Genomic DNA, 12,319 nt, shown 5'->3' on the forward strand with positions numbered 1-12,319 from the left:
ATTTGGCGGAAACAGAATTGCAAGCGCTGAAGCGAGTGATATCGACAGCGGAGCGCCATCGACCGGCGAACGGAACGACACAGAACGGTGGCTCAACCGATCGTGGGGCCTGTACGAGCGGGCCCGAACTGCCAGTTGATGCCGTCCGCGCGCATGATTCCCGAAGCCGCTTTGCCGATGTTGCGCTCCAGCATCTCGCGCCACGGCACCAGGGTAAAATCCCGCGACCGCTCCACCAACCCATAGCTTCCGCTCTCAAGGTCGACACGACGCGCAATCACGCCCTCGATCCGATCACCCATGCGGGACGGCTCGAACGGCTTGCCGAGATGCTCGCTAAGCCGGCCGCCAGCGGTTGCCAGCTCACGTTCCCGTAACTCTTCTAGCGCGTTGCTCCGCAAGCGGAACAACTGCGGCTTGCCATTGGCAAGCTGCTGCTCGACAAGCCACTGGCGCCGAGCCGTCAGTGCAGTCCGAACCTCACGGCCGAAACCCGCATCGCGCACCGATCTGGAGGCGCCCGATTCCAGCTGAAGGTCGAGCCAGGTCGGCGCCTCCTTGGTCGCCAGCTCGGCGATCGGCGTCCGGGACAGAATGGAGAGCACCACCGGCCGGTCGCGTTGCTGGCGCTGGGCGAACGTCTCCGCCCGGGCGAGATGGTCGCGAGGAATGGTCCAACTGCCGTCGTCGTGGCGCTCCGGGCCAGCACCTGCGCGACGCATGACTTCAAGCCTACGGACATGACTGGTGGCGAATGCCTCGCTTGCTGAGCCTGCGCGAATATCGCAACCGGGCCGACCGGCTCGCCGACCATCTGCCCTGGGCGTCGCTGATCGCGCCGGGCGTGATCCTCAACAAGGATGGCAGTTTCCAGCGGACGGCGCGGTTCCGCGGACCGGATCTCGAGTCCGCTACCGAAGCCGAGCTGATCTCCGCCTGTGCCCGTGCCAATAATGTGCTCAAGCGCTTCGGCACTGGCTGGGCGCTGCACTTCGAGGCCGAACGCCGCGAGGCGCTGGGCTACCCGGTGAGCGCCTTCCCGGAAGCGGCGTCGTGGCTGGTCGATGAGGAGCGCCGCGCCGGATTCGAGAATGCCGGACAGCATTTCGAGAGCCGCTATCACCTAACGCTCACATTCATGCCGCCCGCCGATCAGGCCGACACCGCCGGACGCGCGCTGGTCGAGCGTAGCGACGATCACCAGGGTCGTGACTGGCGGCAAGCGCTCGACGCCTTCGTGGCGGAGACCGACCGCGCGCTTGATCTCTTCTCAGGGTTCATGCCGGATGTTCAGGCGCTCGACGATGCCGAGACGCTGACCTTTCTGCACGGCACAATCTCGACCGCGCGGCATCACGTCGCCATGCCCGAGACGCCAATGTATCTCGACGCCGTGCTCGCCGACACGTCGCTGACCGGCGGGCTCGAGCCCCGGCTCGGCAACCAGCATCTCCGCACGTTGACTATTCTCGGATTCCCGAACCTCAGCCGCCCCGGAATCCTCGACGCGCTCAATCATCAGGATTTCGGCTATCGCTGGGTCACGCGCTTCATCGCGCTCGACAAGACCGATGCGACCAAGGCGCTGACCAAGCTGCGCCGGCAATGGTTCAACAAGCGCAAGTCGGTGACCGCGATGCTGCGCGAAGTCATCTACAACCAGCCGGTCCAGCTGCTCGACAGCGACGCCGACAACAAGATGGTCGATGCCGATCTCGCGCTCCAGGCGCTTGGCGGCGATCATGTCGCGTTCGGCTACCTGACCACGACGATCACCGTGTCGGACGCCGACCGGGCCCGCGCCGACGAGAAGGTCCGTGCGGTCGAGCGGATCGTCAACGGCCTCGGTTTCACCACGATCCGCGAAAGCATCAACGCGGTTGAAGCCTGGCTCGGCTCGCTGCCCGGCCATGTCTACGCCAATGTCCGCCAGCCGATCATCCATACGCTGAACCTCGCGCACCTGATGCCGCTGTCGTCGGTCTGGGCAGGGCCGGTGCGCAACGCACATCTCGATGGGCCGCCCTTGCTCTATGCCGAGACCAGTGGCTCGACGCCGTTCCGGCTCAGCACCCATATCGGCGATGTCGGCCATATGCTGATCGTCGGACCGACCGGCGCCGGCAAATCGGTGCTGCTCGCGCTGCTGGCGCTCCAGTTCCGTCGCTACGCCGGGGCGCAGGTCTATGTCTTCGACAAGGGCTTTTCCGCGCGCGCCGCGGTGCTGGCGATGGGCGGCGCGCATCATGCGTTGGGTCTGGGCAGCGAACATGACGGCGAGGCCCGCGCCATTGCCTTCCAGCCGCTGCGCCACATCGACCGCGGCGATGAGCGTGCCTGGGCAGCCGAGTGGATCGCTGCCCTGCTGGTTCACGAGCATGTCGCGGTCACGCCCGAGATCAAGGAAGCACTGTGGTCGGCACTCAACAGCCTCGCCACCGCGCCGGTCGAAGAGCGGACGCTCACCGGGCTGTCGCTGCTGCTGCAATCGACCGCGCTCCGCTCGGCGCTGTCGCCATACACGCTGGAAGGTCCATTCGGCCGGCTGCTCGACGCGGCCGAAGACGATCTCGCCATCGCCGATGTCCAGTGTTTCGAGACCGAAGCGCTGATGGGACAGGCGGGCGTCGTCGCGCCCGTGCTGACCTATCTGTTCCACCGGCTCGAGGAGCGGTTCGACGGGCGTCCGACCTTGCTGGTGCTCGACGAGGCTTGGATCTTCCTCGACCATCCGCTGTTCGCCGCGCGCATCCGCGAATGGCTGAAAACGCTGCGCAAGAAGAACGTCGCGGTGGTGTTCGCGACCCAGAGCCTCGCCGACATCGCCGACAGCTCGATCGCGCCGGCGATCATCGAGAGCTGCCCGCAACGCATATTGCTGCCGAACGACCGCGCGATCGAGCCGCAGTCGCGTGCCGCCTATGAGCGGTTCGGCTTGAACGACCGGCAGATCGAGCTGGTCAGCCGCGCGACTCCGAAGCGGCAATATTATCTGCAATCCGCGCGCGGCAACCGCCTGTTCGAGCTGGGCCTTGGCCCGATCGCGCTCGCGCTGTGCGGAACCTCCGATCCCGCCACCCAGGCGCGCATCGACGCGGTGCTTGCCGAGCATGGGCAGAGCGATTTCGCTGCGCGGTTCCTGAGCGATGCCGGCCTCGACTGGGCAGCGGCTCTGCTCGCCGATTTTCCCGAATTCCAAGCCCCCCAAGAAGGAGAAGTGTAGTGCGTATTTTCACCCGCAAGATCCTGATCGCCTCGGCGCTCAGCATCGGCACCGCCGGATCGCTGGCGATGGGCCTCATGACGGCCAGCACGCCAGCGCAGGCGCAGATCAGCGTGTTCGATCCCACCAACTATAGCCAGAATCTGCTCACCGCGGCGCGGACGCTCACCCAGATCAACAACCAGATCCAGTCGCTCCAGAACGAAGCGGCGATGCTGATCAACCAGGCCAAGAACCTCAGCCGGATCGACTTCCCCCAACTCCAGCAGCTCAACCAGAACCTCGCTGCGATCGACCGGCTGATGGGGCAGGCACAGGGCATCGACTTCCGCATTGACGGATTGGACCAGCAGTTCAGCCAGCTATTCCCAAAGGACTTCAACAACGCGCTGACCGGTAACAGCCAGGTGGTCGCGGCCAAGGCGCGGCTCGATGCGGCGATGTCGGGATTCCGGCAGGCGATGGGCGTGCAGTCGCAGATCGTGACCAACGTCCAGAGCGATGCCGGCGTGCTTCGCGACATCGTTGCCCGCAGCCAAGGCGCCGAGGGTGGCTTGCAGGCGCAACAGGCGACCAACCAGCTGCTTGCGCTGACCGCGAAGCAGCAGTTCCAAATCCAGACCCTGATGGCGGCGCAATACCGTGCCGAAGCAACCGAAGCCGCACGCCGTGCGCAGGCTGAGGCCGAAGGGCGAGCGCGGACCAGGAAGTTCCTCGGCACCGGCCAGGCCTACACGCGCCAGTAACGGCACCGACGAGCTGAGGCGGCGTGCTCCTCGCTCCCCGAACACGCCGTCTCGCCGCGGGGTCCGCAGGGCCTTCCCCCCTCATGGCCGCCGGACCCCGCGGCACCTTCCCTCGATATGAAAGCAGCTGAGCCGTGCAGGACCTAGGTGTCATCGATCGCTTCATGCAGGCCTTTATCCGCTACATCGACAGTGGCTTCGGCCTGCTGGGTGGCGATGTCGGCTTCCTGACCACGACGCTGATCGGGATCGACATCACGCTCGCCGGCCTGTTTTGGGCGATGGGCGGGGAAGACAATGTCCTCGGCCGACTGATCAAGAAGATCCTCTATGTCGGCGTGTTCGCGTTCATCCTGAACAGCTTCTCGACGCTGGCTGACATCATCTTCAAGTCGTTCGCACAGGCCGGGCTCACGGCCGGGGGCGGAACGCTCAGCGCCGACGATCTGCTTCGCCCGGGCCAGGTGGCCTCGACTGGCTCCTCGGCGGCATGGCCGCTGCTCGACCAGGCGTCGAGCATGATGGGGTTCATCAGCTTCTTCGAGAACTTCATCACCATCATGGTGCTGCTGTTCTCCTGGGCGATCGTCATCCTCGCCTTCTTCATCCTCGCCGTGCAGATGTTCGTGACGATCATCGAGTTCAAGCTGACCACGCTCGCCGGCTTCATCCTCGTGCCCTTCGCGCTGTGGAATCGCACCAGCTTCCTTGCCGAGCGGGTGCTGGGCAACGTCGTATCCTCGGGCATCAAGGTGATGGTGCTCGCCGTTATCGTCGGCATCGGTTCCAATTTCTTCTCCGAGTTCGTCTCGTCGATGCAGGGCCAGGAGCCCGACCTCGGTGCTGCGATGAGCCTGGCGCTCGGCGCGCTGTCGTTGTTCGGCCTCGGTATCTTCGGCCCCGGTATCGCCTCGGGATTGGTATCAGGCGCGCCGCAGCTCGGCGCGGGTGCCGCGCTCGGCACCGCGGTCGGCGCGGCCGGCGTCACCATGCTCGCTGGCGGCGCTACGATGGGCGCGGCGCGCGCAATTGGCGGTGGCGCGCTCGGCGCGATCCGAGCCGGCACCAGCATGGGCAGCGCCGCTTCAACCGCGGCGCAGCTCGGCAAGGAAACCGGCGGCTCTGCGATTGGCGGCATGGTATCGGCAGCCAAGGGCGCCGCCGCGCAGAAAATGGAAAGCACGTTGGGCTTGGGCGCTGCCGCCGAGCGCGGGCGCAGTGCGGCCTGGTCCGCGCTCAATCGCTCGCCCGCATCGTCGTCTGCGGGCGGCGGCGTCGGCGGCGAGGCTACCAATGGAGCGCCGGCTTGGGCACGCTCGATGCGCGCGCAGCAGACCGCCCGCCATCACCGCCAGATCGCGGTTCACACGCTTCAGCAAGGTGACCGCGGCGGCGGGTCTGCAAACCCCGACATCAAGGAAAAGGAGTAACTCGCATGCGATTCAAGCGCGCGGTACAGCGCTACGGGCGAACCCCCGAGCCTGAGACCCCCTATCAACGCGCGGGCCAGCTGTGGGACGAGCGGATCGGTTCCGCGCGTGTCCAGGCCCGCAACTGGCGGCTGATGGCATTCGGCGGTCTATTCCTGACCACCGGTCTCTCCGGCGGGCTGGTCTGGCAGTCGATGCAGAGCCGCGTCGTACCCTATGTGGTCGAAGTCGACAGTCTCGGCGAAGCCCGCGCGGTGACTCCGGCAGCGACCGACTACAAGCCCACCGATCCCCAGATCGCCTGGCATCTCGGACGGTTCATCACCAACATCCGCGCAAAGTCGCTCGACGCAGTCCTGATGCGCGAGAACTGGCTGTCCGCTTATGATTTCGCGTCGCCGCGCGGCGCGATCTTCCTCGGCGAATATGCCCGATCGGCCAATCCGTTCGGGGACGTTGGCGACAAGACGGTCTCGGTCCAGGTCACCAGCGTCGTTCGGGCCTCCGAGACCAGCTTCCAGGTGAAGTGGCTCGAGAATGCCTTTGAGCGCGGCAGCCTGGCTGGGACGTCGCGCTGGACGGCGATCCTCACCGTCACAGTCAAGCCGCCTAGGAATGCCGAGACGCTGCGCAAGAACCCGCTCGGCCTCTATGTCGACGCGATCGACTGGAGCCGCGAACTCGACACGCCGGCGCCCGCGACGCCGCAGCCCCCGCCGACGTCCGGGGTGCCACCGGCTTCGAACCTGCCGCTCGGCTCGCCCCTCGATTCCAATCTTGCTGCGCCCACGCAGCCGCAACTGGAGAACCGTCAATGAAAGCCGTCTTGTTCGCGGCGACCATGCTGGTCGGCGCCACCGCCTCCGCGCAGACAGCCGCGCCGCCGCTGTCTGTGCCCTTTCCGTCCCCGACCGCAACACCGGCTCCAGTGCCGGTCGCGACGCCAACCCCGGCACCAGCGCGAGCCCAAGTCCGCCATCGGCCCAAGCCGCCATCGCCGGCCATGGTCCGAGTCCGTACCGCCAACCGAGAGGCCATGCAGGAGCCGCAAGCCCGCGGGTTCCTCAATGCGGTGCAGGTCTATCCGTTCAGCGACGGCGCGCTCTACCGGCTTTACGCAGCACCCGAGCGGGTGACCGACATCGCCTTGCAGCCCGGCGAGGCGATCATCTCGGTCGCGGCAGGCGATACCGTCCGCTGGACGGTCGGCGACACGACCAGCGGCTCGGGCGAAGCCAAGCGCATGCACATCTTGGTGAAGCCGTTCGCGGCAGGCCTGAGCACGAACCTCATCATAACGACGGACAGGCGCGCCTATCATGTGCAGCTCGAAAGCACCGCGGCGACAGCGATGGCGGCGCTGTCCTGGACCTATCCGCAAGACGAGCTGATCGCGATCCGCCGTGAGGTCGAGCGGGAGAAAGCGACGGCGCCGGTTGCCAGTGGTCTTGCCATCGAACAGCTCAATTTCGGCTATGTGATCAGCGGCGACAATCCCGCGTGGCGACCGCTTAGGGCATTTGACGATGGCCGCCAGACGTTCATCGAATTTCCGTCGAGCATCACGGTCGGCGAGGCGCCTCCCTTGTTCGTCCTCGGCGCAACCGGCGACGCGCAGCTGGTCAACTACCGCGTCGCCGGCCGCTTCTATGTCGTTGATCGGCTGTTCGCCGCGGCGGAATTGCGTCTCGGAGAGAAGAAGCAGGCGATCGTCCGGATCGTCCGTGGGGGCGGTAATCGCCGATCGAACCGTCGGAGGGCGTCATGAACGATACCCCTCCCGAAACACCGATCCCGGCAAAGACTGATCCCGAAACCCTCGTGCTGCGGGGAGAAGTCCCGGGCGCGTGGTACGATTCCGGCGCGGGGCCGTGATTGCGATCGCCGCGCTCGGCTCCACCGCGATTGTCGGGACAGCGTGGGTCGCGCTCAAGCCGGCAGCATTTCATGTTGTTGCCGGGAGCGATGATCGCGGCGCGGCGGGCGCCAAGGCACCGGCCGACGCGCTTGCCAATGCACCGAAGAGCTATGGCGATGTGCCGCAGCTTGGCCCGCCCTTGCCTGGCGATCTGGGACGGCCGATCCTCGAGCATCAACGTGCGATCGGCGCGGCCATGCCGCCTGCCGGTCTGGATCAGGCGGCGCAGGCGGCTGAAGCCGAGCGCCAACGTGTCGCCGCCGAGCGCAAGGCAGCACGCGAATCCGGGGTGATGGTGCAGGTATCCGGCGCAAAAGCCGGAGCGGCCAGCGAAGCACCTGGAGGAACGGCGGCATCAGTTCAGACGGCGGCCGCGACCGGAGCCAACCCCCGCCTCGCGCTCGATCCCGAGCGCGACCCAAACGGGCAGCAGCGCAAAGCCGACTTTCTCGCCGGCAAGGACGGCGGCGCGGACATCAACCCGCATGCGCTCGTCGGTCCAGCGTCGCCGTGGACGCTGAGCGCAGGCAGCGTCATCGCCGCGAGCCTGATCACCGGGCTCAACTCAGATCTGCCGGGGCTCGTCACCGCACAGATTACCGAGAATGCCTATGACAGCGTGACGGGAAGGACGTTGCTCATTCCCCAGGGGGCACGGCTGATCGGCAGCTACGATAGCGTCGTGGCGTTCGGCCAGAAGCGCGCGCTGGTGGTGTGGCAACGCATCATTCTTCCAGACGGTAGCTCGATCCGCATCGACAATGTGCCTGCGACGGATACCGCCGGTTATGCTGGACTATCCGACAAGGTCGATGTCCATACTTGGCAGTTGCTCAAGGGCGTTGCGCTATCGACCCTGCTCGGGGTCGGCTCGGAGTTGAGCTTCGGCAGCAGCGAAAGCGATCTCGTTCGCTCGATTCGTGAATCCGCTCAACAAAGTGGTTCGCGCGCCGGCGACCAACTTGTGACGCGCAACCTCAACATCCAGCCGACGCTTCGCGTGCGCCCCGGCTGGTCGCTGCGAGTTGTGGTGCACAAGGACATCATCCTGCGCCCTTGGCGCTTCGCCGGGAGGTAGCCGTGGCTGATCTTAAACTCGGCAAGCTGCCTGATCGAACACCGGTCAAGCTCGCGGTGACGATAACGCCGGCCCTGCAAGCCGCCCTGCAAACTTACGCGACGATCTATTCCGAGACTTACGGAGTGGAGGAGCCGATTGCCGAACTGGTGCCTGCGATGCTCGCTTCCTTCCTCGACAGCGACCGAAGCTTCGTGCGCGAGCGCGACGCACGGCAGCGGGGGCAAAAATGATCGAGCGGGCGTGGGAGCAGAAGATCGAGCCGCTGACCGTTCGTGTCTCGACCGCGGTGCGGATCACTGGTCTCAGCCGATCGCGGATCTATGAGTTGATCCAGTCCGGCGACCTGGAGACGACGAAGGTCGGACGCGCGACGCTGGTGCAGTATCGGAGCCTGAAGCTGTTGACGGGCAATCACGCCTCAAACGCGGATGGGCCGGCATGAATGTATCAAAGCCTCGCTGGGCACTCCATCCACATAGTCGTCGATCCTGTGACAAATCCTCGGACAGGATGGAGCACTATCCGAGGAAATGTCACATCGAGGTCGCGCGCCGTGCCGCTTGCTAACCTCCCTTGAATTCTAGCAGGAGCGGCTTGTCGCCGCGGCGCAGGAGGTCGAGCTGGTCGGACCAGTGCTGCATCATCCGTACCCGCTCGTCCCAATATTCGCCACGGGCATAGATACGCCGCACCTGATTGGTATCCACATGCGCGAGCTGCCGTTCGATCGCGTCGGCATGCCATAGGCCCGACTCGTTGAGTAGGGTTGCCCCCATCGCGCGGAACCCGTGCGCGGTCATCTGATCGGTGGTGTAGCCGAGCTTACGCAGCCCCTGGTTGACCGCGTTCTCCGACATGGCCTTGCGCGGCTTGCCCAGGCACGGGAACAAATACTTCCACCAGTGCGTGTGCTCGTGGAGTTCCTTCAGCATTGCGATCACCTGACGCGAGAGTGGCACCCTGTGCGGGCGCCGCATCTTCATTCGCTCCGCCGGGATCGACCAGACGGCATCCTCGAAATCGATGTGCGCCCACTCCGCCTGCCGGAGCTCGCCGGGGCGCAGAAGCACATGCGGCGACAGGCGCATTGCCACGCGTGTCACCAGATGGCCGGAATAGCCGTCGATGGCGTTGAGGAGTTTGCCGACCTCCTTTGGATTGGTAATCGCCGCGAAATGCTTCGGCTTCGGAGTCGCGATCGCACCACGCAGGTCGGCCGCGACATCCCTGTCGCAGCGCACTGTAGCCACGCCATAACGGAACACGCGGCTCAGGACGCTACGCATCCGCCGCGCGCTTTCGTAGGCGCCGGTCGCTTCGACCTTGCGAAGCACCGCCAGCGCCTCATGCGGGGTAATGTGGGCGATAGGCAGGCTACCGATGACGGGATAGGCCTTGCAAAGCAGCCATTCGATCTTCTCGATCGTTACCTTTGCCAGCCCGTCGCGCTCGCATTTGATAAGCCACTCCTCCGCCACCGCCTTGAAGGTGTTGGCTGCGGCGAATTTCGCGGCGATCCGCATTCGTTTTCGCTCCATCGCTGGATCGATGCCCTCGGCAATCTGCTTTCGCGCCGCCTCCCGCTTCCCTCGAGCGTCGGCGAGGCCCAGCATCGGGTATGCGCCGAGGTGCAGGGTCTTCTGCTTGTCGAGGTATCGGTAGTTCATGCGCCAGAGCTTTCCTCCGGCCGGGGTGATGGTGAGATAAAGGCCAAGGCCATCGCGCAGGTTGTAGGCCTTCGCCGCGGGCTTGGCGGCGGTGATCTGGATGTGAGTCAGCATGTTGGTCGTCCCAGCAAGCCGGGTCGATCCGAGACCATCGAAAACACCAACAATTTGATGGTGCTTTTGGTGGTCCTAACCGGATTTCACCGGACGGTGTCCGGCGATCCTCGGTCAAGAAATGCTGTGAAACCAGCCGCTTACTGGACGCTGCTGGACCTATCCAGAGCCAGTATTGGTGCCCAGAAGAGGACTCGAACCTCCACGCCCTTGCGAGCGCCAGCACCTGAAGCTGGTGCGTCTACCAATTCCGCCATCTGGGCACGGGGTAGGCCGGCGCCTCTAGGGGAGCGTGGCGGGCGTTGTCAACTGTCCTGGTGGGTTGCGGGCGGGCGCCGGGCGCGGCATGGCGGTCCGCGCATTCCAGACGAAGGCTTGAGAGCGATGAAGGACAGGTTGGTCACGCTGGTCGGCGGCGGCGGTTTCGTGGGGCGCTATGTCGCCCAGGCGCTGCTGACGGCCGGCGCCCGGGTGCGTGTGGCGCAGCGGGCGCCGCAGCGCGCCTTCTTCCTCAAGCCGCTGGGCGGGCTCGGCCAGACCCAGTTCGTCGCCGCCGACGTGACGCGGCCGGCGAGCCTGGCGCGCGCCGTCGCGGGAAGCGACGCGGTGGTGAACCTGGTCGGCAGCTTCGCGCGGATGCAGGCGATCAACGCCGATGGGGCAGGCGCGGTCGCGCAGGCAGCGGCGGACGCGGGCGCCGCGGCGTTCGTCCATGTCTCGGCGATTGGCGCCGATGACGAATCACCCTCTGCCTATGGACGCAGCAAGGCGGCAGGTGAGGCGGCGACGCGCGCGGCCTTCCCGGACGCGATCGTCGTGCGGCCGTCGATCGTGTTCGGGCGGGAGGATGCGTTCACCAATCGTTTTGCCGGGCTGGCGGCAATGCTGCCTGTGATGCCGGTGCTGCGCGGCGCGGCGCGGTTTCAACCGGTCTACGTCAAGGATATCGCGCGTGCCGTCGCGGCCGTGCTGGCCGATCCGGAAGCGCATGCCGGCAAGACCTATGAACTGGGCGGGCCGGACGTGATGACGATGCGCGATGTCAACGAGGTGCTCGCGAGGATGGTCGGCCGCGATGTCGGCATCGTCGACGTGCCGGACGCGGTCGGCGCGGGCATTGCGATGCTGGGCTTCCTGCCCGGCGCGCCGATCACCGCTGACCAGTGGAAGATGCTCCAGCGCGACACGGTGGTGACGGGCGAAGACGGATTCGCGGTGCTGGGCATCGTGCCGGTGCCGCTGGCGGCGGTCGCGCCCGACTGGCTGGTGCGGTTCCGCCGCCACGGCCGCTTCGGCAAGCGCCAGCCGGCCTGACGGATGGACATCCTGACCGCGATCATCCTCGGCATCGTCGAGGGTATCACCGAGTTCCTGCCGGTTTCGTCGACCGGGCATCTGATCCTGGCGACCGAGCTGATGGGCTATGACGCGGCGCGCTGGTCCGTCTTCAACATCGCGATCCAGCCCGGCGCGATCATGGCGATCGTCGTCATCTACTGGCGGACGTTCGTCGCGGTGGCGCGGGGCCTGCTGACGTGGGAACCGGCATCGGTCGCGTTCGTGCGCAACCTGTTGCTGGCGTTTTTCCCCGCCGTCATCCTGGGGCTAGCGTTCGGCGACCAGATCGAGGCGATGTTGGAGAATGCCGTGATCGTCGCCTGGGCCCTGATCGTGGGCGGGGTCGCGATCCTGATCGTCGAGCGGCTGGCCAAGACCGACAATGTGCTGGGCATTTCCGGCGTGTCGATCGGCCAGTCGATCAAGATCGGGCTGGTCCAGTGCATCGCGATGATCCCGGGCGTCAGCCGTTCGGGCGCGACGATCATGGGCGCGATGGCGCTGGGGATCGATCGGCGGACGGCCGCGGACTTCAGCTTCTTCCTGGCCTTGCCGACGCTGTCGGGCGCGACGGTGCTCCAGCTCTACAAGCATCGCGACGCGATTACCGTAGGCGACCTGCAACTGATCGCGATCGGATCGGTCGTGGCGTTCGTCGTGGCGCTGATCGTGGTGAAGGCGTTCCTGAGCGTCGTGACGCGGTACGGCTTCGGGCCGTTCGCCTGGTATCGAATCGTCGCGGGATCGGCCGCGCTGGTGTGGCTCTCGACAAGATAGGTCCGTATCGGAATTATAATTCTGT

The 12,319-nt window shown here is 65.8% G+C and carries 12 protein-coding genes and 1 tRNA gene; 10 read left to right on the top strand and 3 right to left on the bottom strand.

All coding sequences use genetic code 11. The features are described from left to right. Nucleotides 1–92: 92 nt before the first annotated feature. On the bottom strand, nt 93–722 hold the full coding sequence (locus VYI76_RS02165; RefSeq protein ID WP_326523129.1) for a DUF3363 domain-containing protein: 630 nt from the start codon (nt 720–722) through the stop codon (nt 93–95). A gap of 41 nt (nt 723–763) precedes the next feature. Between VYI76_RS02165 and trbE the strand changes: the two genes are divergently transcribed. The 8 genes from trbE (at nt 764) to VYI76_RS02205 (ending at nt 8,840) form a co-directional block, all read left to right on the top strand. After that, entirely contained in the window at nt 764–3,223 is a 2,460-nt protein-coding gene (gene trbE / locus VYI76_RS02170) for a conjugal transfer protein TrbE (RefSeq protein WP_326523209.1), read from the top strand. Beyond that, the gene (trbJ, locus tag VYI76_RS02175; RefSeq protein WP_326523130.1) at nt 3,223–3,969 is read left to right on the top strand and encodes a P-type conjugative transfer protein TrbJ; all 747 of its coding nucleotides are present in this window, start codon (nt 3,223–3,225) and stop codon (nt 3,967–3,969) included. Before trbE ends, trbJ begins: the two co-directional genes overlap by 1 nt. Before the next feature lie 134 nt (nt 3,970–4,103). After that, nucleotides 4,104–5,399 (top strand): P-type conjugative transfer protein TrbL, encoded by a 1,296-nt coding sequence (gene trbL / locus VYI76_RS02180; protein ID WP_326523131.1) that lies wholly within the window; start codon nt 4,104–4,106, stop codon nt 5,397–5,399. Between the two features lie 5 nt (nt 5,400–5,404). Next, the gene (gene trbF, locus VYI76_RS02185; protein ID WP_326523132.1) at nt 5,405–6,217 is read left to right on the top strand and encodes a conjugal transfer protein TrbF; all 813 of its coding nucleotides are present in this window, start codon (nt 5,405–5,407) and stop codon (nt 6,215–6,217) included. After that, entirely contained in the window at nt 6,214–7,167 is a 954-nt protein-coding gene (gene trbG / locus VYI76_RS02190; RefSeq protein WP_326523133.1) for a P-type conjugative transfer protein TrbG, read from the top strand. Before trbF ends, trbG begins: the two co-directional genes overlap by 4 nt. Nucleotides 7,168–7,270: 103 nt before the next feature. Then, entirely contained in the window at nt 7,271–8,395 is a 1,125-nt protein-coding gene (locus VYI76_RS02195) for a TrbI/VirB10 family protein (protein WP_326523134.1), read from the top strand. 2 nt (nt 8,396–8,397) lie between these two features. Further along, entirely contained in the window at nt 8,398–8,628 is a 231-nt protein-coding gene (locus tag VYI76_RS02200; protein ID WP_326523135.1) for a DUF2274 domain-containing protein, read from the top strand. Then, entirely contained in the window at nt 8,625–8,840 is a 216-nt protein-coding gene (locus tag VYI76_RS02205; RefSeq protein WP_326523136.1) for a DNA-binding protein, read from the top strand. Before VYI76_RS02200 ends, VYI76_RS02205 begins: the two co-directional genes overlap by 4 nt. Before the next feature lie 121 nt (nt 8,841–8,961). Here VYI76_RS02205 and VYI76_RS02210 read toward each other — a convergent pair whose 3' ends face one another. Both VYI76_RS02210 and VYI76_RS02215 read right to left on the bottom strand, forming a co-directional pair. Continuing rightward, nucleotides 8,962–10,179: a tyrosine-type recombinase/integrase gene (locus tag VYI76_RS02210; RefSeq protein ID WP_326523137.1), complete on the bottom strand. Its 1,218-nt coding sequence runs from the start codon at nt 10,177–10,179 to the stop codon at nt 8,962–8,964. A gap of 176 nt (nt 10,180–10,355) precedes the next feature. Continuing rightward, nucleotides 10,356–10,442 (bottom strand) — tRNA-Leu (locus tag VYI76_RS02215). Between the two features lie 121 nt (nt 10,443–10,563). On the opposite strand from VYI76_RS02215, the gene VYI76_RS02220 reads away from it, so the two are divergent. Together VYI76_RS02220 and VYI76_RS02225 are read left to right on the top strand one after the other, a co-directional pair. Beyond that, entirely contained in the window at nt 10,564–11,493 is a 930-nt protein-coding gene (locus VYI76_RS02220; protein WP_326523138.1) for a complex I NDUFA9 subunit family protein, read from the top strand. Between the two features lie 3 nt (nt 11,494–11,496). After that, nucleotides 11,497–12,294 (top strand): undecaprenyl-diphosphate phosphatase, encoded by a 798-nt coding sequence (locus VYI76_RS02225; RefSeq protein ID WP_326523139.1) that lies wholly within the window; start codon nt 11,497–11,499, stop codon nt 12,292–12,294. Nucleotides 12,295–12,319 lie beyond the last annotated feature (25 nt).

This window comes from Sphingomonas sp., from assembly GCF_035910975.1.
In the GTDB taxonomy this organism is placed as follows: Bacteria; Pseudomonadota; Alphaproteobacteria; order Sphingomonadales; family Sphingomonadaceae; genus Sphingomonas.

Coding starts and splice junctions, on each gene's coding strand:
- VYI76_RS02205 (WP_326523136.1), top strand. CDS start 8,625: ATGATCGAGCGGGCGTGGGAGCAGAAGATCGAGCCGCTGACCGTTCGT.
- VYI76_RS02210 (WP_326523137.1), bottom strand. CDS start 10,179: ATGCTGACTCACATCCAGATCACCGCCGCCAAGCCCGCGGCGAAGGCC.
- trbF (WP_326523132.1), top strand. CDS start 5,405: ATGCGATTCAAGCGCGCGGTACAGCGCTACGGGCGAACCCCCGAGCCT.
- VYI76_RS02225 (WP_326523139.1), top strand. CDS start 11,497: ATGGACATCCTGACCGCGATCATCCTCGGCATCGTCGAGGGTATCACC.
- VYI76_RS02165 (WP_326523129.1), bottom strand. CDS start 722: ATGCGTCGCGCAGGTGCTGGCCCGGAGCGCCACGACGACGGCAGTTGG.
- VYI76_RS02220 (WP_326523138.1), top strand. CDS start 10,564: ATGAAGGACAGGTTGGTCACGCTGGTCGGCGGCGGCGGTTTCGTGGGG.
- trbG (WP_326523133.1), top strand. CDS start 6,214: ATGAAAGCCGTCTTGTTCGCGGCGACCATGCTGGTCGGCGCCACCGCC.